General features: G+C 41.2%; 20 protein-coding genes and 4 pseudogenes. 6 read left to right on the forward strand and 18 right to left on the reverse strand.

From position 1 onward, the window contains the following. Positions 1-438 precede the first annotated feature (438 nt). The 9 genes from OCV30_RS07700 to OCV30_RS07740 all read right to left on the reverse strand — a co-directional run bounded on the left by OCV30_RS07700 (position 439) and on the right by OCV30_RS07740 (position 6850). Positions 439-720 carry a hypothetical protein gene (locus OCV30_RS07700; RefSeq protein WP_009846780.1) on the reverse strand — a complete coding sequence of 94 codons (282 nt, stop codon included), beginning with the start codon at positions 718-720 and terminating at the stop codon, positions 439-441. Positions 721-780: 60 nt separating this feature from the next. Continuing rightward, positions 781-1113: a hypothetical protein gene (locus tag OCV30_RS07705; protein ID WP_065680418.1), complete on the reverse strand. Its 333-nt coding sequence runs from the start codon at positions 1111-1113 to the stop codon at positions 781-783. Positions 1114-1223: 110 nt separating this feature from the next. Next, positions 1224-1676, reverse strand: coding sequence for a hypothetical protein (locus OCV30_RS07710; protein WP_065680415.1), 453 nt, complete (start codon positions 1674-1676; stop codon positions 1224-1226). 196 nt (positions 1677-1872) lie between these two features. Beyond that, the gene (locus OCV30_RS07715; RefSeq protein WP_065680416.1) at positions 1873-2409 is read right to left on the reverse strand and encodes a GNAT family N-acetyltransferase; all 537 of its coding nucleotides are present in this window, start codon (positions 2407-2409) and stop codon (positions 1873-1875) included. A 207-nt stretch (positions 2410-2616) separates the two neighbouring features. Continuing rightward, positions 2617-3114: a DUF2867 domain-containing protein gene (locus OCV30_RS07720; RefSeq protein ID WP_065680417.1), complete on the reverse strand. Its 498-nt coding sequence runs from the start codon at positions 3112-3114 to the stop codon at positions 2617-2619. Between the two features lie 94 nt (positions 3115-3208). Then, complete coding sequence (locus tag OCV30_RS07725; RefSeq protein WP_065680110.1) at positions 3209-4546, reverse strand: IS4 family transposase; 1338 nt, start codon at positions 4544-4546, stop codon at positions 3209-3211. Positions 4547-4759: 213 nt separating this feature from the next. Continuing rightward, positions 4760-5455, reverse strand: coding sequence for an HAD family hydrolase (locus OCV30_RS07730; protein WP_065677998.1), 696 nt, complete (start codon positions 5453-5455; stop codon positions 4760-4762). A gap of 143 nt (positions 5456-5598) precedes the next feature. Further along, on the reverse strand, positions 5599-5937 hold the full coding sequence (locus OCV30_RS07735; RefSeq protein WP_083994552.1) for a hypothetical protein: 339 nt from the start codon (positions 5935-5937) through the stop codon (positions 5599-5601). A 103-nt stretch (positions 5938-6040) separates the two neighbouring features. Continuing rightward, positions 6041-6850 (reverse strand): class I SAM-dependent methyltransferase, encoded by an 810-nt coding sequence (locus OCV30_RS07740; RefSeq protein ID WP_009846786.1) that lies wholly within the window; start codon positions 6848-6850, stop codon positions 6041-6043. A gap of 80 nt (positions 6851-6930) precedes the next feature. Between OCV30_RS07740 and OCV30_RS22940 the strand changes: the two are divergent. Beyond that, positions 6931-7089: pseudogene (locus tag OCV30_RS22940) on the forward strand (IS110 family transposase); the annotation flags it as partial. Positions 7090-7634: 545 nt separating this feature from the next. Here the strand turns inward: OCV30_RS22940 and OCV30_RS07745 are convergent. Then, complete coding sequence (locus OCV30_RS07745) at positions 7635-8315, reverse strand: hypothetical protein (RefSeq protein ID WP_065677999.1); 681 nt, start codon at positions 8313-8315, stop codon at positions 7635-7637. A gap of 108 nt (positions 8316-8423) precedes the next feature. Between OCV30_RS07745 and OCV30_RS07750 the strand changes: the two are divergent. Continuing rightward, positions 8424-8575, forward strand: a pseudogene (locus tag OCV30_RS07750) (IS110 family transposase); the annotation flags it as partial. Continuing rightward, positions 8564-8838 (forward strand): annotated as a pseudogene (locus OCV30_RS07755) (transposase); the annotation flags it as partial. The pseudogenes OCV30_RS07750 and OCV30_RS07755, both read left to right, overlap by 12 nt. A gap of 28 nt (positions 8839-8866) precedes the next feature. Here OCV30_RS07755 and OCV30_RS07760 read toward each other — a convergent pair. Then, entirely contained in the window at positions 8867-10678 is a 1812-nt protein-coding gene (locus tag OCV30_RS07760; protein WP_065678000.1) for a hypothetical protein, read from the reverse strand. A gap of 237 nt (positions 10679-10915) precedes the next feature. Between OCV30_RS07760 and OCV30_RS07765 the strand changes: the two are divergent. Further along, a pseudogene (locus OCV30_RS07765) lies at positions 10916-11941 on the forward strand (IS110 family RNA-guided transposase). 362 nt (positions 11942-12303) lie between these two features. On the opposite strand, the gene OCV30_RS07770 reads toward OCV30_RS07765, so the two are convergent. The 7 genes from OCV30_RS07770 to artP form a co-directional block, all read right to left on the reverse strand. Next, positions 12304-13698 (reverse strand): hypothetical protein, encoded by a 1395-nt coding sequence (locus tag OCV30_RS07770; protein WP_065678001.1) that lies wholly within the window; start codon positions 13696-13698, stop codon positions 12304-12306. A gap of 314 nt (positions 13699-14012) precedes the next feature. Further along, a complete protein-coding gene (locus tag OCV30_RS07775; protein WP_065678002.1) occupies positions 14013-15104 on the reverse strand; it encodes an IS91 family transposase in 1092 nt (363 codons plus the stop codon). Next, on the reverse strand, positions 15101-15958 hold the full coding sequence (locus tag OCV30_RS07780; RefSeq protein WP_065678003.1) for a tyrosine-type recombinase/integrase: 858 nt from the start codon (positions 15956-15958) through the stop codon (positions 15101-15103). Before OCV30_RS07780 ends, OCV30_RS07775 begins: the two co-directional genes overlap by 4 nt. A 376-nt stretch (positions 15959-16334) precedes the next feature. Continuing rightward, positions 16335-17003: an arginine ABC transporter permease ArtM gene (gene artM, locus OCV30_RS07785; RefSeq protein ID WP_012603999.1), complete on the reverse strand. Its 669-nt coding sequence runs from the start codon at positions 17001-17003 to the stop codon at positions 16335-16337. Further along, entirely contained in the window at positions 17000-17686 is a 687-nt protein-coding gene (gene artQ / locus OCV30_RS07790; protein ID WP_065678004.1) for an arginine ABC transporter permease ArtQ, read from the reverse strand. The genes artM and artQ overlap by 4 nt, the downstream gene beginning before the upstream one ends. A 3-nt stretch (positions 17687-17689) precedes the next feature. Then, positions 17690-18421 carry a lysine/arginine/ornithine ABC transporter substrate-binding protein gene (locus OCV30_RS07795; RefSeq protein WP_065678005.1) on the reverse strand — a complete coding sequence of 244 codons (732 nt, stop codon included), beginning with the start codon at positions 18419-18421 and terminating at the stop codon, positions 17690-17692. A gap of 120 nt (positions 18422-18541) precedes the next feature. Then, positions 18542-19270, reverse strand: a complete 729-nt coding sequence (gene artP, locus OCV30_RS07800; RefSeq protein WP_141678265.1) for an arginine ABC transporter ATP-binding protein ArtP — start codon at positions 19268-19270, stop codon at positions 18542-18544. 543 nt (positions 19271-19813) lie between these two features. Between artP and OCV30_RS07805 the strand changes: the two genes are divergently transcribed. Then, positions 19814-21649, forward strand: a complete 1836-nt coding sequence (locus tag OCV30_RS07805; RefSeq protein ID WP_065678007.1) for an ABC transporter ATP-binding protein/permease — start codon at positions 19814-19816, stop codon at positions 21647-21649. A gap of 172 nt (positions 21650-21821) precedes the next feature. Then, on the forward strand, positions 21822-22286 hold the full coding sequence (locus OCV30_RS07810; RefSeq protein ID WP_065678008.1) for an acyl-CoA thioesterase: 465 nt from the start codon (positions 21822-21824) through the stop codon (positions 22284-22286). Positions 22287-22396: the final 110 nt, after the last annotated feature.

The following is a 22396-nucleotide window of genomic DNA, read 5'->3' on the forward strand; positions in this document are numbered from 1 at the left end:
TTAACGTCTAGGCTCGACAAACCAGAAAGGCTGGGAATCTGCCTTAAACGTTTCCTCTGTTCATAACAACAAGGTCAATTAGCCCCAACCATGGGGAGCGCTTTCGCTATCATCATACTCAGCATGACAAACCGAGCACTTGAAGTAGCTAATTTTTGATTTTGATTTATGTGAACCCAATAACACGCCGAATGCAATATTTAGAATTCGTGACTTGAGGGTGTTTTTCTCCTGCTGTTTTAACTTCACTTCGGACGCGCTTAACCTGATGTGTGACGTTTTCTTATTACAGTTTCCACATCGTAATACAGTGTCATTTTCTTGCATTTCCCTATTCCTTTAAGCACGTATATAGACAATTTCGTTATAACCTAAGTTCGCTGACTGAATTAGGTTCCAAACCGACATTAATAAACAAACGCTTAGACTCAAAGCAAACTAAAGAACCGTCACGCCTTCAACTTCAATCACTGAGTTAACATTCGCTCGCTCGATTATCTTGAGTAACGTTGTCTGGATTAACTCATTATCTCGAATTTCTGTTTCGCAAGAGAAACGCTCCTCTTGAACACCATCGCTCTCACCCAACATAAATTGAACCGAAACTTCCGTTGCGAGATCTTTTGTCGTTCCGTAATACGCTAGCGTGATTTTTGGGTATCCGTTGTCGCCTTTTTTAACCTGCTTTGCGATACGTTTTTTAGCTTTATCTAAATTCATACAACTTCCTTTTAAGGCTGAAACTAAAAATGAACAAACGTCTGGCATATCGTAGTTTTACTATAAAGCATTACCACATCCGCTACATGATTTTATGGATGATAACCCTCTTTTTCTTACGTTAGTTTTCCCACAAGAACCACAAAATTTCAAAGAGTGGACATTGTAAATAGACATTAAAGTAACAAGCGGAATCCAGACCAACAATTCTGGCCCATTACCACCTGAACAATAGATAAAACCAATCGCGAAGATACCAAACATAACAGACTCCAAAGTCCACAATGTTTGTTTGTACTTCGCACCTTTGATAATAAAAAACGTAAAAAATCCGATTAAACTACTGATAACCCCATAGACCGCAAATCCTATAAAGGCTTCTTGTTGATTCATAACTTTCCCTGTCCGCCTCACGTTTATGGTCCGAGCAACACTACTGCCCCAAAACCATATGACCTTAAACATTAGTCAAACTTTAAATGAAAAGTGCCAAGCCTTGTAAATCACTTTTGAGTTATCTGTTCGTTAGCAGCTTTCAAGGCCGTATTTAAACCGTCTGTATCCTTACAACCGATATAAACGTGCTTTCCATTGCTTAAACTTAACTTCAGCGCTGAACCTATCGATACATTATACAACCAACCATCGCTCAACATGCGGATGCCAATACCTTGATACCACTTGCTTTGATAAAACGATGTCTCCGTTATGTCTGACACTTCTACATTCTTACGCCAAAAACCAAAACCGAAATACCAGCTCAATACATTGCCTTTGACTTCAATTGTCATGGAGAAAAAGAGCAAAGCAATTAACCCGTTGATGGCGTGAGCGATGAATGTTCCGGAGTTATTATCAGACGTAATGACAATGAAAGCACTTATCGAAACAAGGATGAGCAGTAACCCCTTGTTGTATTCCTTACTATAAAACACAGTTATACCTCCTATAGACAACGAACAACCAATTACCTAGCCAACAGCTATCTTACTGTGGCCTTTCTAAATAATCGTGGCAAGTAATGAAAGCAGATTCCCCAAAACCAAGTAGCTTCACCTTGATACTACCTAACCAAAGTATCAAAGCAGAATAACCTTGTTCCGGATCTAAGCCTTGTTTATAAAGTACATCGAATCTACATTAGCCACTTGGCTATGCCTTGACCCATTCGGATCGCAGGACAGCCAAAACTACGGTATCCCACCACCGCCCTTTGAAAAAACGATGCTCTCTAAAGTGCGCTTCTTGACGCATACCTAAAGACTTACAGAGCTTAATGGCAGGTAAATTCTTACTGATTGTCTCCGCATAAATGCGGTGTACACCCAATGTTGAAAAACCAAAATCAGCCAAAGCGAGAGCCGCTTCATTGCTTAACTTATGACCTTGATACGATCTTGAAAACGCACACCCCATTGAAGCTTGCTGATTGTCTTCTAAACGCAAACAAACAGTACCAATGAACTGCCCTGTGCTCTTATATTCAACTGCGAGTTGATATGATTTCCTTGGTTCTTCAGAAACCTGGGCTATAAACAAGTTGGTTAACTCTTTATATTTAATAGGATCACAGTCACTTTCATCATAGAAACGCTGATATTTAGCATCTTGAGACATCGCTACGAAGGCATCTTCATCGCTAGGATTCATATCCCTAATAATCAGTCTCTTTGTCTCAATTTTAAACATCGAACGTTCCTTTTCATCTTTGTAAGCTAACGCCCAATAACGTAACCAAACACACTCAAATCTACCATCTAAATCACTAAAGCAAAGCCGAACGGCAACGGCAACGGCCAAGTGTTAACTGTCTGCTCAAATTACTAGCTATATTTCTTGATTTATAGCTTTCACCTGCCCAATTAAAGTATCGTATTCATACTCAATCCCTATTTGTTATGCCTGTTCTAACCCTTTCAGGGAGCTTGGTACTATTATTTTATGAAATGGCGTAACGAAGAACATATAGGTCTTACCAAACACATTGTTCACATGAACCACGGTATTTGCGTGAACAATTGCGGTTTCTCCTTCAGGCTCAATAAGAAAAGAAACTCGGACATTAAGATGTTTATCACAGTCTTCTAATACAACTTCATTCTCAGTTGAACTGACCAGTGTAAAAATACCGACTCGTTCGCCTACTACATATTCTGAACCTAATTTATCTCGGGATACATCTTGTAGACCCCCCAAGTTTTTTAAACCGAGTTTAGATACAACCCAGTTTCTCGTAGACATCAGAAATGAAATCCAAGTCGGTGTTTGAGTTGCTATTTCAAGAAATACTTCAATAGCAGTTTGGTTGTTGTATTTTATTTTTTTCGAAAAGCTATCACAGAAATATGAGTTTTTAGAATACTCGCTCAATAGTGACTTCTTGGGTATAGACATAAACTCTCCTTGATGATGAAAAGTCGACAATGCGCCATAGCGAATAATATGGGCTCCCCCTCCTGAGGAACTGCCACACTTAAGTCAACACCTATCATTTAAGGTGTTTAGATCGCACAGTGTAGCGAGTCTTACTAAAACGAACGGTCCTATCTTTGGGCCGTTTTTGTTTTTCGGGCAAAATATAACGTTTCACTCGCTCTCTCATAGCTCGCAGCTTTTTGGGAACCGAACCTGGGGAGGCGATAGCACACCACATTAGCTCATCTTGAATATCTCGAAGTGCCATCGTAAAGCTTATCCTAAGTGGTGAGACTTCAGCCTCTTTTGCTATTCGGCTAATCTCCAGGCGGATTAAGTTATACGCGATAAGGATACCCCATATCTCTTGCTCTACACCCTCTACAGATTGACTGCGGAGCAGAATTTCATCGTCAAGCATGTCATGCTTAATCTCGCCATAACTATTCTCGATTTCCCACCTTTCGAAGTACACATCTAATAATGATTTTAAACTGTATTTTCTATCTGTTAGAGAAGTCAGCAGCCCTTGTATATGATTGGGTTGTTGTTCACCATCATCGGGGTATAGAGCCAGCCTAGCTTTCCACGTTTCCGGGAGGCTCGGGTCTTGCTTTCTAGCTTGTGGAGAGACTTTCATCTCTACAATCAGATCTCGCCCATCATCATCGAGTTGCTCGATGGTTTCATATTTCACATTCGACTTTATTGGCGTCATCCAGTGACTTGTCCCATGCTCTTGTTGCCAGTTAAGCATAAGTTCTGCGCTCAAGTAGCAACGGTCAAAAATGGTCAATGAATTCGGGACTGCTGATGAAATTAAATCTTTTGCATAGCTGATTTCACCTTTAGAACTTTCCCCAAAAGCCACATCATGAATAAGTCGACTCCGTAGTGATGTGAGTGCGCACATTCGAACGATTGGATATTCAGTGTGCCTGTCTTTTCGGTAGTAAACATATTGATAATGCTCAGCTAAGCTTGGATTGTCGTGAGTTCTAAACTGTGTGCCATCGATTGAAAATAGGCTCAAACCATTCCATTTATCACCCGCATCTTCCGACTGTGTCCAGTGCTTTGCTGTGATTGAGAATAATGACTTTAAAGGCTTAGCGGTGAGGCGTTTTCTTGCCTGAGGAATTGCACTAGGTGCAATTGTTTCACCCAATGAATTAGACAATTTGAGGTCGAGTTTATCGAGTACATCAGTAATCGGTCTATCTCGATATAGACCAATACCAACGACTAACCATACAACAAGTTCGGCAGGTAACTTTCTACGGCGCATGCTCGCTTTGTTCGTTTCAGATAAAGCTTGGTTTATCCAATCTAGCGGAAGGTCTTTTTGGAACAAAGAAAGAGATTCTGGATTAGCAAAATCGTCAACATCGATTAACCAGTGTGACAGCATAAAAAAATACCCTTAAACAAAAGTGCTTAAGGGTATTGTTAACCATCTGTAGGATCGTTCAACTGATCAGGAAAATGCTTAAATGATCAGTGTTAACACTTAAGTGGGATTACACCGGAGGTAACATGTCTGATGATTCTTACTTCAGCGGTATCGCTCTAACTAAAAAACACTTTAGCGTTCATGCCGCAGACCAACATGGCAAAGCAATACTTAGAAGTCAGTTACTCGGTCTAAATTACTAATCCCATACTCGTTTTTTATACGGGGCAATTCCTCATATGTACTGATTACTTTAACTGCACCGCTTAGATCATTTTTACCATTAAAGCTATGCTTAACAGCAATGACGTCACAGCCACTAGATTTACCAGCACGAATACCCGCTGTGGAATCTTCAAACACAATTGTTTGGCCAGGTGAAGCCGCTAATCTACCAAGAGCTAAAGTATAGGCTTCAGGATCCGGTTTATGCTTAGTTACATGCTCCTGTGTGATAACAAGGTCAAAAGCATTCTCTAGCTGCAACGAGGTTAAAATATTATCAACCATCCATGTTGCTGCTGAACTAACAACTCCACACTTTTTCCCTGCTAGTTTTAACTGTTCTATGTAAGCCTTAGCCCCAACATTTAGCTCAAGATCATCATTGAGCATCTGTTCGTAATAAGCTCGAAAGTGGCAATTAAACTCTTCTAAGTCAGGAGCAATATTTGCATTTTCAAAAAAGTGACCCGTTACAACCTGCCAACTTTCCCCCATAACATCTTTGTAAATGTTGTGGTCTACGTGTGCGCCATAATCTAAACAAGCTAATGCTAACGCTTTGCCCTTTAAAGGCTCTGAATTTACTAATGTTCCGTCCATATCGAACAGATAAACTTCGTAATCTTTCAATTCACTCTCCATGTTATATTTTTCAAGCTCGTATAAGCCTAGTTAACTAGTGAAAAATGCAACCAAACTAATATGACTACCTTACCCACAAAAGCCGACCATTACAAAAGTGCCGAGCGTTTTGGAATCCAGTTAAACAATCTATTAGGTGATGGCTACGATAGTAGGCAATAAAGTAGTGGCAACAAACTAGCGAGCAATAAGCTGTGCCCAACAGACGTACTCTCTAATTTTGTCACAATGGTTGATTTAGCAGACTCGTTTTCAATTAACGAACTAGCAGAAACGCCAGCCATGTTACTAGGGTCACTATATCCGACCTTATGACCGGAAAAAGACAAAAGTGAACCCAGAGCAAGAAGAATTAGCATTGAATAGAACGCATAATCACTAGAAAATGCTAGTTTCAAATAGCCTGTGAAATACTCGAAAGTAACCACAATTAGCAGTGCTAATAAATTTGATAGCACTATCAACCTTACGAATTTAAACATATTCCCTCTGATACTAATAGAACAGCTAACGTCCCAATAAACGGTGAGTGTACGTGTGCCATAATGAAGCGAAACGGAATCGGCACACGCTTATGAATCCGACTTAACTGCTTTGTGAACTGGCTTTTCTAGCGATCACTAAACCATGATTACTTGATCCCAAAAGGCTTGCTTCGTCGCAATTTGCTAAATGATAATCTAACCATGTCTGATATTGAGATGGCGTAAAGTTATTAACACCGTTAGATATGTAACGTCCAAATCCATCTGTTGCTGCGTGTCCAATTACATTAAACCCATTTTTGTTTACAAGATTTTCAATTTCACTAGGCGTTGCGAAATACCCGACCTTGAAAAAACTATCGGCTTTAGCGTTTGATACCGTGCCATGTTTATTTAACTCTAGAAGCACCTCCGGAGTGACTAGCTCTGGAAATTGTTGGGCAAACATACCAGCGACAAAGAAACGTGAAATATAGGCTATGGCTAGTACACCATTTGGCTTTAAAATCCTTAGTGCTTCATTAACCGCAAGCTCTCTTTCATGCAGAGTTTTTAGGTGGTACAAGGGCCCAAGAATTACACAAACGTCTTGAGAACTACTTTCGATAAATGACACATCACAAGCATTACCCTCAAACACTTTTAACTCAAGACCTTCAGATTTTACTTTAGTATTTAAAATCTTCACTTGGTCAGGCGCAAGTTCTACTGCTGTAACATCACAACCTAATTTTGCAAAATGTAAGGAATAGCGCCCCGTTGCCGCTCCTAACTCACATACTGATTTTCCTTTAAGTAAATAAGGTGTGAGTTTATGTATCGTAGTATCAAACTCTAGCTGAGCGATATATTGCCGAGTTAGCCTTTCATCTTCGTTTGCACCCGTATATTGGGCTATCAATTCTTCCATTGGTCAACATCCCTTTTGCCAGTTAGCGCTGCGTTAAGTAGCTGACAACGCAACCACTACACAGTCGACTTAAATTTGTTATTAGAACGATACTTAAAGGTATCGCCCTAACTAAAAACCGCTTTAGTCTTCATGCCGTAGACCCAGGTGGTAAAGTTATACTTCAGAAGTCAGTAACTCGCTATAACCTACTGACTACAATAGCAAATATGCCACTCATGCGTATAGGCGTTGAAGCGAGTAGCGAGTAGCGAAAAATAGCTAGCTGGTCTATAAAATTGCTATCGCTTGTTATAAGCGAACTAGCTTGACCGTATTACTTATTTTTATTGTTCAGCCCAGACTCTAGTGCTGCTGCCTTAGTTTTAGCTGACTCTTCATAAGCATTAAATACATCGCTATTTTTACGACCGCTAAAGTGCAGAAAACTATGAATAATAAGCATAAAGAAGGATATCAACACAACAAATATGGGCGCTAAACCTAACCCATCAATGTTCGTTGACAAAAGACCTAGAACAAAAAATACACTCGATATAAGTGCAACCGATTTGCTGCGAGATGATGAGCCCATAAGTAACCCGCTTTACATAACTAAAGAAAGAATATTACTGAGAACCTTTTACGCATACTTTGAAATACTTAACAAATGCAATAGCTTATAACGAAAAGTTAAAGCGTGAACAACGCAATACCGAAGCTACTGAAAAAACCTTAATCACTAAAACCAACGCACAGTAAAAATGCCACGCGTTGCGAATCCTCCTTAAACAGTTTGTTAGCCCTAATAACGATCAGCGCCAATTGCAAAACAATACTGCTCTTTGAAAAATTGACTAATGTCAGTTTCTGGAAGACTAAACAGGATATCAGCAATAATCTCTGCGTAAGTCTTCCGTGACCAATTTATAAAAGATTCGCAGTTTAAGGCATTTATCCATGAATCATTAACTAGCGAGTCATCTATGTATTTCCTTTGAACTAAGTTTCTGATCACTTTTGGATAACTCTCTTTCAAAATTGACTTGTTATCACTACCAACTCTTAGTGGCTCTGTCTTTAGATGAACTAACAAGTTTCTGATTTTTATGAGGTCACTAAAATCTTGAAATGGAGCCATTCCCATTTGATAAGGATTAACATCTAATTTAGCACTAATTTTTAGATACTTACTTGAGATAGGCTCTCTATTTTGTTCAAGCTTTTGAAGATAATTCATCAATTCGACTTCATCACTTGTAATTTCTAAGTACTCATTATCAACTCTAATAACACCATTTCTTAAGTTACGATTGACGCCTAGTTCGGACTCAAAAACTGACTTATACCAAGCTTGCAGATCATGTAAGAACGCTTCTAACGCAGCTCCAATTAGAACTGTACAAACCATACCATCTTTATTCACACCTTCAATTTTCGTCTTATTTAACAAAGATATTGAGTGAAAAGGTATTAGTGTTTTCATAGTATTCCTTCCTAATTATTAGTGGCAACGAGGGCTAACGAATGACATAGATTCCCCCTTCCGAGGATCTGCCACACTTATGTGGTACTGAATTACACCGGAGGCACCATGTCTGATTATTCTTATTTATGCGGAATCGAACTAGCTAAAAACCACTTTAGTCTTCATGCCGTAGACCCAGATGGTAAAGTTATATTCAGAAGTCAGTAACTCGCTATAAACTACTGACTACAATAGCAAATATGCCGCTCATTGGTGTCGCTCCAATAACACGCGAAAGTGGACGCTACAAAGGTAAGCGCGTGATCCAAGGCGATCGAGCACAAGAACGCACGGTGTTATATATGGTAATGATGTCAGCCATGCAATGTAACCCCGATTCAAAGTAACTTATAATCGGCTTTTAGCTGCTGGAAAGCCTAAGAAGGTCGCAATAATCGCGTGTGTTCGAAAGATGGTTGTAACCGTTAACTCTATGCTGAGAGGTGGCGCCATGTGGAATGAAAATACAGCCAAAAGCTAATCATTGACGCCATAGTCGTTTGTTATATTTAATTGTCGGCTAAACCAATGATATGGAAATCAGCTCCAGAAGATCTAATAGCATTCTCGGCGCTGACTAATAACACGTCTAACTGAGTTTTGATTTTGCTACCTGCACTATTTTGGTAAACGCTTTTCTGAGTGTGTGGTTGAACAACTACAACACGATTCTTAACGTGCTTGTTATCTTTTAAACCCAGTAGAACTTTAAAGAAATCTTCTGCTTTTGCCTCAATTCCGTTATGCCAGCATCCCTTATGATCTGCATTGTCATGCCTTGCTTTCAGATCTTCAACGAGGACTTTCCTAGCTGTATACCTGAGGTTCTTAACAGCTTGGTTAAGTACAACGTCATGAGCACCTACGGATATTTTCCGAGATGTCTTATCAGATTTTGACGCTTTGACGTGAATTAACGATATTAGATGAAGTGAACCATGCTGAACATAATGAATGAAGTCGGCTTTTTCCCCTGCGCCATCATCACAATAAAGCCAACCTTGTGGCTTTTCTGTAGTATTAAATTCATTTGATGTTAGCCAGTTTCCACTCCAACATTTTTGTACCCAACAAAATAGTGATTTTTCTTTACCAATATCTTTTAATGAAGGTTTTTGGGCATTTGCTCCAGGTTTTTCCTTTTTGATGTCGTACTTTTCAAAATCAGCCCATAAAAACTTGTCATATTCTACATCTTGATAACCAGTTCTGAATACCATGCCATTTACAACAGCATGTCCCGACTCAAACCAGCACTTAACAAGTTCAGGATAGACAAACACTCGTTTATATAAGTCAAAGTACTTTTTAGTTAAAGGTGTTTCACTTTTTACTTTAAAGCTTACTTTATAGTCATCAACTTCAACTTCTACGCATATATGTCCTACCTTTTTCCCTGAGTAGAAAATGTCGAGTGAAATGTCACTTTCAACGAAACTATTCACGAGTTCAACATGAAAGTCATACTGTAGTTTTTTTAACAGTTCTTTACGATGTTGCCCGTCTTCCTCTGGTAAAAAATCGTAATCTACGAGAGAAAAATCATATGGATTTTTTAAATCATCGGGCTTAGATATTGGATAAGACAATATCCCGATAGGACTCTCTGATTCGACACTATTTATAGACAGTATGTCTAAGATTTCTAACACCCTGTTCTCAAAAGTGATCCAATCTTTACAAGGTCCACGCCATATTGACGATTTAAATGGATTAATTCCGACGGAGCTTTTTGATTTTGTTCCCCAAACTTCAGTGCGTACTGCTGACATCATATACGACTGATCAATCAAAGGATCTAGAGTGTCTGCAACACTTTTACCACCTAAAACTTTGGAATCTGCTTTAAAGTTATCTCTACCGTGTATTCCCGATAGCCATAGCATTTTAATTTCGTCTTCGTTAATGAAATTGCCATTCAGCTTGCTAATTGGGATGGGGAAGAGGTTTGGTAAGCGCTTTTTCCCAAAAAACTCTCGGATAGTATCTTTTTTACCTTTTTCAGAGAAATAAAAAGCAAGGTGGTCTCTAACATTAAAGCTAACGAAGACATGGTGCTCTAGATCTTTAAGATCCAAACCTTTTGCCCAGCTAGGTTCCTTAGCGATTGTATATGATGTAATTTTTACTGTTCCTAGTTCTCCAACTTCATCGTTGATTGTTGAACCAACAGTCATTTCATCAGAAGACTCTTCCTTCAATAATTGGAGAATCACTTCATGCACTGAGCATGATTTTTCCTTAGTTGATTTTGCGCCCAATAGGACAGATAAGTAGGGTGCTACATTATGTTTCTCAACTGCGATAGTATTACTTTCCACCTAGCCTCCTCATCACAACAGCATACAAGCTATGCAATAGAGATTTAATATTTATTTGATTAATACATTTATCACAAAGACCATTTAGTAGTTAGGGTAATTACACTATACGTTCAAAGATATGAATCAAATCACATTTAACATCAGGAGTCTGAAGACAAATATAACGAATGACATGGATTCCCCCTTCCGAGGATCTGCCACACTTATGTGGTACTAAATTGCACCGGAGGCACCATATCTGATTATTCTTATTTCTGCGGTATCGACCTAGCTAAAAACCACTTTAGCCTTCATGCCGTAGACCAAAATGGTAAAGTCTTACTTCATAAGTCAGTAACCCGCTCTAAACTACTGACTACAATAGCAAATATGCCACTCATGCGTATAGGCGTTGAAGCGTGTGGTGGCGCACATTATTGGGCAAGAACACTCAATAAACTCGGTCACAACACCCGCATTATGGCTGTTAAATACGTGGTTCCTTATCGAACTAAAGGGAATAACGACCTTAATGATGCAGTAGCTATCTGCGAAGCTGTTCAGCGTCCATCTACTCGCTTTGTGTCCATAAAATCCCCCGAGCAACAAGCCATCCTATCGGTACATAGAATAAGAGAGCATTGGGTTCGTGAACGAACCGCGCTTATGAATCGCATGCGTGCCCTGCTTTCTGAATTCGGATTAATCATTCCTGTTGGTCGCTCTTCATTGATGAAACACGCTCCCTTAATGCTTGAAGATGCAGAAAATTAACTGCCACATCTCGCAAGAACGGTGATTGCCGATGCTTATCACCACCTTGGAGAATTGAATCAACGTATCGCCAATACTGAACAAGTCTTCGATTCTTTCGCCAAGGTCAGCACTAATGTTCAACGAGTGATGAAAGTTCGAGGCATTGGGCCGCAAACCACTACTGCGATACTTGCTTCGATAGGCAATGGCTCTCAATTTGATAAAAGCCGTGATTTCTCAGCTTGGCTAGGACTCGTACCAAAACAATATTCGACGGGAGGAAAACCTCGGTTAGGTCGGATAACCAAACACGGCGACAAATACTTACGAACACTATTAGTTCACGGGGCGAGGACCGTCATTGCCAACCTTGGCGACAAGCAAGATAAGTTAAGTCAGTGGTGCAGAGGCGTTCTAGAACGAAGAGGTATGAACCGAGCGATAGTGGCACTTGCCGCGAAGAACGCACGAATTATATGGTCGCTTTTACACAATCAAACAGAATACGAAAACTATGCTGCTTAAGTAAAAAACTAAGCAGTATAAAGAGTTAAACCCACCGGGTCATTGCAAACGCTAATGATGGAGATAGGTTAAGACCACTTGCGGAGAGCCTGTTAATGCGGCGGACACATTAGATGTCATCTAACGAATAAGGCACCGCAGTCGCGCAAGTCATCAGGGCCACGACGTATGCGAATCGTCGATAAGTAGGCCGAATGTAGAGCGGCAGTCCAAAACCCATCAACATAAGTTTAGCGGATGTTTGACAACCTGGGGGGAATCCATGTAGCCCTGTTAACAGGCAAAATATAGTTGGCTAAAATTAGCGACGAAGGAGCAAAAGCCAACTATATTTTGTCCTTGTTTAACAGCTTGTTATGCATTTAGAGCGCAGGAATTACAGCTTCCTCTTGTTCTTCCTCTTTTTCAATTATATTGTCGGTAATAAGTAATTTATCTAAAGATGGATAGTCTACACCTCTAGCTGCTAATTTTTCTCTAAACCCTTTCCAAAGGTTTTTGTAGTCAGCCTCACAGGATTTCGACTCTTGATATAAATTTGTAAAGAATGAACCTATATCACCAGCATAAAGTATCTGGTTGTGCCCATAAGAACCAGTGTTAGATAAAGCTCCATCAAATAATTGATTAAAATCATCATCATTAAAATGTTTCGCGATAGGAATTAAAATATTTGAACCTCTTAATTCTGCACTATCAAAACTTCTTGAATCAGCGAATAAATGTATAGCTTCTTTTTTAAAGGTTTTAGATGGGTATGATGAAAATAAAGTGTACTTTTGAGAGTTATTAAGCTCTTGAATTACTGGCGTTAATTTAGACTTAATTTCATAATTTGACTCTGTGAGCTTTGTTACCCCATACTTGACAAGGTCATCAACAGACATTGATTGAATTAAACCTTCAATTCTGATTTTTTCGGCATCATCAATATTTCCCCAAACATCTCTTGTGATAAGGAATGGAAACACACGCATTAATTGAATATCTGTGGCTGTTGAAAGCATTGTTCCAAATTTATTTTCCATAACTTCATTGTAGATATCAGGTGCAATTCGCTCTATTGCCCCCAAAGAAGCAGATATACGATTTAAAAGTTCAGGGCTAATTCCGTTTTCGTCACGAAAAACTCTTTTTAATAAAATTAAAGATAAGTTACGAACACTACTTTCTCTTGCCCGACCTAAGTTATTTTCGGATGAAAGAACAGTAAACGCTTTTTCTGAGTCTTCAGGAAAACAAGCTTCATTAATTAAATCAAATAAACGTTGGATCACCACCTTGCCTTTAACTGGCGCATGAATTAAAAGGTAATTTGATGCTTGAACTATATATGAAAGTGCAAGTTCTGCTAATGGTGTGAACTGATTTCCATCATCAGAAAACGTTGGGTGAGCACAAACATTTCTATCATTTTTAAGTCTTTCAAGGTGAGATTTTTCGATTGCAGATATCAACTGAAGTTCATCACATGCCATATCTAAAATGTCTCTTTCGAAAGAAAGCATCGAAGCAGGATCATTTGAATTAATACCGTTTAAACGTTCTTCTAATCGTTTCGCAATTGGATCGTCGCCTAAACTTAACTCTTTTATTTTTTCTATAATATCAACGCATACAGCAATCCACGTCGTAATCAATGCAGCACGATATGCACCTATTCTGTATGAAGCAATGGCTTCATTTAAATAGTTCTTTGAATGAGTATTTCTAACTTTTTGGAGCAGTTCGTCCAAGTTACTTAAATGTTGTTTCAAGTTATTTTCCTTAATGGCTTACATAGTGTGCAAAACTAGATGAAATGCATAACGCTTAAGTATTTATCCATTGTCGTAGCACAATGGATAAATACCTGTTGGACTTGGCCGCTTCTATCTATGGAATTTGCTTTTTAGGACTGACTTACGTTCCACTATTATCATTAAGACCGGTACCCCGTCAGCCGTCCATTTTTCACTTCTAGCCACCAATTTATCTACTGCGACTATACCCGTTGCATAATCTTTTTAAAAGCGAACAATGCCCCTCTCGCCATAACGCAACGATAATTTTATTCATTACAATCAGACAACTAGGTCAGTCGGTGCTCTGAAACGACTATCCTAGGTCTAATATTGATGCACACGAGTACCATGCTGTTGCTATGGCAGTTCGGACAACACGGTTTCTCTTTCAGCACTTCCGATTTCTCTGCGGGTCGCTTTCGTAAGCTTTGCCTAATTTCCGCTATCGCTTTTACCCGTACCGCATTAGCTAGAAAGCCATAGTAGCGTATTCGCATTAGCCCTTTAGGCAACACATGTAAAAGTAAGCGTCGAAGTAACTCGCCCGCATTACAACACATTCTTTGCGTCCCATTGGTTCGGTAGTCTTTGTAACTCATCGTGATACGGCCATCCACGTTATAACTTAATTGGTTGGGATTTAACCCGATACGATTGCAATACCGCGATAGATAACCCACTACCGCTGTAGGCTCGTGGAGTACAGGTTTACTGTACACAACCCATCTCTTACTAGCGGCTTCCTCTAATAAATTACTGTGCGTTGCTATTAACTCGCTTACTCGACATAACATCTCTTTCTTAAAGCGAACGGATAAGGCTTTAACCGGAAGCAGGTAACTCTCTTTTCTTGTCGGTTGCCATTGCCGATCTTTTGTAAGCACCCCACTCGGTAGTAGGCAATGAATATGAGTATGTTGACTCAGATTTCTTCCCCAAGTATGAAGAACCATTAATGCTCCAAGTTGACCGACAAGGTGATGCCGCTCATTAGCAAACGCGCATAATGTTGCCCACACTGAATGAAACAAGCATTGATAAACCACCTTAGGATGCGCTTTAACCAGAGCATTGAACTCGTGAGGTAAGGTAAAAACCATATGATGGTAGGCCACAGGTAAAATATCTTGGCTTCGCTTTGTTAGCCATTGCTGTCTCATCTGCTCTTGGCAATTGGGGCAATGACGATCTCGACAAGAGCAGTACCAACGAGTTTCATGGCCACATTGCTGACAACGCCAGTCGTAAGTGCCCATACGCTCTGTTCGGCAGTCTCTTAAATGATGGAGTACTTGCCACTGCCTCGGTGTGACTTTGCTTTTATCAAGCTCTTCTAAGCCTTGTGTTAATACGGCTTGGTAAGGAGATAATGCGTTCATTCGCTCTCCTCCCATAGTTGAGCAACTAAGTCGAACTTACTTCCGTCCGAGCTTTCGTTGTGATGACCTATCCAATGGGTGTACCTCAATGTCGTTTTGATATTCGAATGTCCGAGGTAACGCTGCAGAACATTCAAAGGCATGCCCGATTCGAGCTGATGAGTCGCATAAGCGTGCCTCAAGGCGTGTATTCCTCCTAATTTTCTGACGTTTGCCTCAACTTTTGCTGCTTTGAAGCACTTCTGCAAAGAGCTAATACCCAATGGCTTTTCGGGCTCTAGGCTGGGAAACAGCACTACGGTTGGGTGATAATGACGCCAGTAATTTCGAAGATGATTCAGTTGGCTATCACCCAGTGGAACAAAGCGATCTTTTTTACCTTTACCACAATGAATGTGCAGTCGTTTCGCCGTACCATCGATGTCTTTCACGTACAAGCCGACGACCTCACTGACACGTAGGCCACACCCGTAACACATTTCAAGTGCGGTCTGATATTTAAGACTTCGACAATGACTAATGATACTTCTTACTTCCTCGCGATTAAGCAGCTCCGGTATTTTACTGGCACGTTTAATCGGGGGAACCAGTCGCTCTTCAAATTCCCTATTCAAAACGGCACGATAAAAGAACAAGATGGCATTCAACGCTTGAGCACAAGTACTGCTACTTAAGTTCCGCTCTTTAATGAGCGTGCGCAAATACGCACTAATCTGTTGATCGGTAAGTAAATCGGGAGATAGATCGTAAGTAGTAGATAGATCTTTAACCCAACGTAAATAGCTAGCATGGGTTTTCGGAGAAAAACGGCGAACCGCCATTTCATCGATAAGTTGTTGTCTTAATGGGCTCATGATGTATTCCTTAATCTATGGATACATCATAAGTTTGGTCTATCGGATAAGTGAGAGGAAAGTCCTCCGCGAAGCGGCTTAGTTCAACAGCTCTTAGGCAGAAAAATTCTGCATTTAAATATAGAATTTTTCTATCTAGTTTCATATGTGCGGCACTCTACCATGATTAATCACAGTATTTCAGTGACTTAAAACATAGATAAACTCATTGAATGACAAAATGCAGAATATTTCTATATAGTATGATTTTAGCGAAAACTCGCCCGCACTGTATGTAATCACAGTACCCTGCACATACCCAAACACAAAAAAGCCTGCCATTTATGCGAACATAAATGGCAGGCTTTATACGTTAGTTAACTTGTGAATTGCTAGCTTACGCCGCTTCGAATGCGAGGGCTTTCTTCTCTACCTGACGGAAAATCAGCGTTAATACACCATTCACTGCTAGGTAGAATGCGCCAGCAATGCCGAACACTGTGAGCGTGTCGTAGGTTTGGCCGTTGATACGCTGAGCGTAGCCCATCAAATCCATGATGGTGATGGTGCTTGCCAGTGATGTACCTTTGAAGACTAGAATAACTTCGTTCGAGTAAGCTGGAACGGCGCGACGCAGTGCGTATGGCAGTAACACTTTAAGCGTCGCAATTTTGTCCATGCCTAATGCACGACATGCTTCCCACTGCCCTGCTGGAATCGCGTTGAATGCGCCTCTGAACAGTAGCGTGCTGTATGCCGCGGTGTTCAGTGCGAGTGCTAACATTGCGCAGAACCAAGGTTGGCTAAGCCATGTCCATAGGAAGCTTTCACGAATCCAATCGAATTGACCCGGGCCGTAATACACCAAGAAGATCTGAACCAACAATGGTGTGCCGGTAAACAGCGTAATGATGCCACGTGTTAACCAGTGAATCGCCGGTATTCTTAGGATTAGCGTTACCGTCATCAGCAATGACAAGATACAACCAACAAGCAATGAAGCACCTGTGAGTTGAAGACTGGTCACTAAGCCTTCAAGCATTTGAGAGAGGTATTGTTGATTCATGCCATTGCCCCTTTGTTACCCAAACCTTGAATAGAGAACTTACCATCAATCACTTTTACCAATCTTTGTGTGATTAAAGTGATGACCAAGTAGATTGCAGCTGCTGTCGCGTACCAAGTAAATGCTTCGTGCGTTGCCGCTGATGTTAATTGCGCTTGTTTCAATAGATCGGTTACGCCAATCAGCGATACTAATGCGGTGTCTTTCAATAACACTAACCATTGGTTGGTTAACCCTGGTAGAGCGTGTCTTACTGCTTGTGGCAATACGACTCTGAAGAAAGCACGAGATTGTGAAATACCAAGCGCACTTGCTGCTTCTCTCTGCCCTTTGCTTACTGCTTTCAACGCACCACGAATAGTTTGCGAAGCGTAAGAAGCAAAAATAAGTGACAGTGCAACAACACCAGATAAGAACGGGCTCACTTCTATGAAGTCGCCAGTGATCATGAACAGAACTTGTGTCGAACCAAAGTAGATAAACAGTACGACCAAAATTTCTGGTAAACCACGAACAATCGTCACAAATGCAGTCGTTGGCCATTTGATTACAATACGACGAGACATCTCACCACTTGCAAACAAAACTGCTAGAACCAATCCAACCAATAGGCTTACGAACGCAAGCTGAACAGTCATCCAGCTTGCTTCGACGAGCCCTAAAGAGTAACCCGTTAATTCCATAAATTACTTACCGAAGTACTTGTTAAAGATCTTGTCGTATTCGCCGTTCGCTTTCACAGCTGAAAGTGCAACGTTAAGCTGGTCTACAAGTTCTTGGTTGCTCTTGTTTACTGCGATACCAAAGCCGTTACCGAAGTACTCTTGGTTTGTTACTTGGTCGCCAACGTACGTTAGGTTGTCTTCTTTCTTGAACCATTCTGCTACAACGGCTGTGTCACCGAATACAGAATCAATACGACCGTTTTTCATGTCGATGAATGCATCTTGGTAGCTTGAGTAAGGTACCGCTGTTACGCCAGTCATTTGCTCAAGTAGGAAGCTCTGGTGAGTAGAACCGTTTTGAACACCAACACGCTTACCTTCTAGTGCTGCTTGGTCTGCTACTTTGCCTTCGAAAGAGATGAATGCTGCAGAGTTGTCGTAATATGCGTTAGAGAAGTTCACTTGTTTAAGACGCGCTTCTGTGATGTCCATTGCCGAGATAGCCGCATCGTAACGTTTGAATTTAAGTGCAGGGATCAAGCTATCAAATGCTTGGTTGTGGAAAGTACACGTTGCTTTCAGCTCTTCACAAAGTGCGTTTGCTAGGTCTACGTCAAAACCTTGAATTTGGTTGTTCTCATCCATGTATTCGAATGGTGCGTAAGTTGCTTCCATTGCGAATTTGATTTCTTCTTGCGCCGCTGCGTTAAAAGAAGCAAGGCCGATAAGTGAAGCTAGTAGAATCTTTTTCATTTTGTTACTCCGAATACTGTGTAGTAGCGGCCTGTGGCCATTCTTATAATTTGATTGTTTTAATTGATGTTGTGTTTAGCTAAATCTAGTGAGTCAACTTTCTTTTAATAAGAGACTTACTTAATGAGTCAAATACTCAGCAAACTCAGGTGTCTGCGGATTAACGAATGAATCGCTGGTGCCGTGTTCAACGATGTACCCTTTCTCTAGGTACAGAACGTGGCTAGCAATCTTCTTCGCGAAATCGACTTCGTGCGTCACGACCACTTGGGTAATGCCCGTTCCGCTCAATTCTTTAATAATGCTCACGACTTGGTTGGTGATCTCAGGATCAAGCGCCGCTGTTGGTTCATCAAACAACAACACATCCGGTTTCATCATCAGCGCACGTGCAATCGCAACACGCTGTTGTTGACCGCCAGACAGTTGAAGTGGCCAAGCGTCGGCTTTGTCTGCAAGTTGAAGTGTCTTTAGTACTTCTTGCGCTTGCTTAATCGCTTCTTGCTTATCCAAACCCGCCACTTTGGTTGGTGCTTCAATCAAGTTTTCCATCACCGTCATGTGTGGCCATAAGTTGTATTGCTGGAACACCATGCCGACTTTACGACGAAGTTTAAGCCCCTGCTTCTCTTGGATTTGGCTTGAAAAATCGAATTGCTCGTTCGCAATGTCTAATTCGCCGTTGTCCGCGATTTCTAGCAGGTTCAATACACGCAGTAATGAACTCTTGCCCGCGCCGCTTGGGCCAAGCAATACCAAGGTTTCGCCACTCTCACAGTCGAAACTGATGTCGTGAAGAACTTGGGTATCACCGTATGATTTGTTGACGCTCTTTACTTGAATACTCATGCCACAATACTGCATTAATTGTCATTTGTTGGTTATTCTATTCAATCCGAGGTTTTATGCAAGAAAAATGTATAAAAAACTACTTTGTTGAATTTTTGTAACAAATATTGCACAAAAAACAGTCGCTATAACTGGTCTTACAACCAAAATTCGCAAGTCATTGATAAAGTTAATATCGAGATAAATAGCAAACGTTTCTCTTCCAATTAAAAAATCAGTACAAGATCTAAGAACCTGTAGCTTCTATTCGCCATTGGCTTACGCTCACATGCATAAAAATTAGAATCAAATAGCTCATTTGATCTTTATTTCAAGCGCCACTAAATGATTAATGTTCCTTTTGAACAGTATCGACTCCGTCACTTGCTAGGCATCAAAGTCCGAAAATTGAGTATCGTAGGAAGCATCCGTCAGTGATGCGTGCTTTAATGGTTTCTCTTGTAAGCAACAAACATTTACGAACGACTAGCACTTAATTCGTGACAAGTACGTACAAACAACAAGCCATCTACTCTTAAAGCGACAACACATTAAGGCAGTCATATGCAAAACGATGTCTCTTCTACGCGTGACTCTACTCAGCGAACGGTTCAACGATCGACTAAAAAGGCGCCACAACCCAAACCTGAGAAGAAAAGCCTCAGTATTTTATTTGAGCTCAGCAAATTTATTCAGCCCTATAAAGGCCGTGTGATTGCAGCGCTGATCGCTTTGATCTTCACGGCGAGCTTAACCCTTTCGGTCGGGCATGGTATCCGTCTTCTTATCGACCAAGGCTTCAGTCAACAATCGTTATCAGATTTAGGCAGTGCGATTCAATTCATCATGGTTGTAGTCGTGCTGATCTCGATTGGCACCTTCTTTCGCTTCTATTTGGTCTCTTCTGTTGGTGAGCGAGTAAGTGCGGATATACGCCTGTCGGTTTTCAATCACGTGGTGACACTTCACCCGAGTTACTTTGAAACCAATGGCAGTGGCGACATCATGTCGCGCATCACAACCGACACAACTCTGCTTCAAAGCATCATAGGTTCGTCGTTCTCTATGGCGATGCGCAGTGGATTAATGTGTATTGGCGCAATCATCATGCTGTTCGCGACCAACATTAAGCTAACGCTGATCGTGTTGGCCTCAGTGCCGTTTATCCTGATTCCGATTTTGGTATACGGTCGACGAGTGAGAGCCCTATCTCGCCAAAGCCAAGATTCGATGTCTGATGTGGGTTCTTATGCTGGCGAAGCGATTGAACACATCAAAACGGTGCAAAGCTACAGCCGAGAAGCGCAAGAGAAAGCATCGTTCGCAATTGAAGTAGAAAAGGCTTATGAGATTGGTCGCCAACGTGTAAAACAACGCGCGATTCTTATCTCTGGTGTGATTGTTATCGTGTTCAGTGCGATTGCAGGCATGCTTTGGGTTGGCGGCAGTGATGTTATTAACGGCACGATGTCGGCGGGTGATCTAGCTGCATTTGTCTTCTACGCGATTATGGTCGCTTCATCGCTAGGTACGATTTCTGAAGTGATGGGTGAATTGCAACGTGCGGCAGGTGCGACAGAACGATTAATTGAAATTCTGCAAGTTGAAAGCCATATTGTTGCGCCTGTAGAAAAACCAACATCACTCGATAACGTGACACCAGAAGTCGCTTTTGATGATGTGACCTTCTGTTACCCATCAAGACCCGACCAGCCCGCAACAAGCAACCTCACGCTAACGGCCCATGAAGGTAAAGTGTTGGCATTGGTTGGCCCGTCTGGCGCAGGTAAAACCACCCTATTTGAACTGCTGCAACGTTTCTACGACCCACAAATAGGCAAAGTAACGTTAGGCGGTGTTGAACTGAATCAATTTGATCCGAACGAGCTAAGAAAGCAGATGGCGCTTGTACCGCAGCAACCCGCTCTGTTCAGCAACGATGTGTTCCATAACATTCGATACGGGAACCCAGAAGCAACGGACGAGCAAGTTATCGAAGCGGCGAAAAAAGCGCACGCGCACGAGTTCATTCAGAACTTACCTGAAGGCTATCACAGTTTTCTTGGTGAACGTGGCGTGAGATTGTCTGGCGGTCAGCGTCAGCGTATCGCAATCGCTCGTGCCATCTTAAAAGATCCGAATATTCTATTGTTGGACGAAGCAACCAGTGCGCTAGACAGTGAAAGTGAGCATCATGTTCAACAAGCTTTAGAAGAGTTAATGCGTGGCAGAACGACGATCATTATCGCCCATCGATTATCAACAATTAAACACGCCGACCAGATTGCGGTACTCGATAAAGGGCAGCTAGTAGACATCGGCGACCACCAGTCTCTCATCAATAGCTGCGAATTGTACCAACGCTTAGTTGAACTGCAGTTCAAACACCTTAATAGCTAAGTTATGGAGCAAATGCGTTCAAGTCATTAAGTAATGAAAGACTAAGTCCCTGACATTGTGTGGTTTCAAGCTTCAAAAACTTAAATCACACGTGTTGCAGTTTTGTTAATTTAACGGTAGGGTTTTTATTCCAATAACAACTTATCCCGCAGATAACAATAAGAGAGTTCGCATGGAAGCACTATTATCTGACTACCCGGTAGTAACAGAAATCCCTGTCGCTTGGGGAGAAATGGACGCGCTTAATCACGTTAACAACGCCGTATATTTTCGTTATTTCGAAACTGCTCGCTTAGATTTTTTCAAGCATGTCGAGCTGATGGAAGAGATGGCAATTACCAAAGTTGGCCCTGTTCTTGGCGACACTTATTGTAAATATTTCAGACCAGTCACGTATCCAGACACGCTGATGATCGGTTCTCGTGTTACAGACATTCAAGACGACCGCTTCACCATGGAATACGCGATCGTCAGTAAGGCTCAGCAGAAGCTGACGACAATCGGCACTGCGACTATCGTTATGTTCGATTTCGCTTCAAACCAAAAAGCCCTGCTCTCGCTGCGCTTAACCAACGAAATTGAAAAGATGAACACGTTGAAAAACCCATGCTTCAAACAGGAAGCTGTGACGGAATAACGTATTCGCTAATTGAAAAAGACTCAGAAAATTTCAGACATTAAAAAGCCACTCGATTGTTGAGTGGCTTTTTGTTTGATCTTCTGGGCTTATAAGCTTTTGGCTATAGA

The organism is Vibrio atlanticus (genome assembly GCF_024347315.1).
In the GTDB taxonomy this organism is placed as follows: Bacteria; Pseudomonadota; Gammaproteobacteria; order Enterobacterales; family Vibrionaceae; genus Vibrio; species Vibrio atlanticus.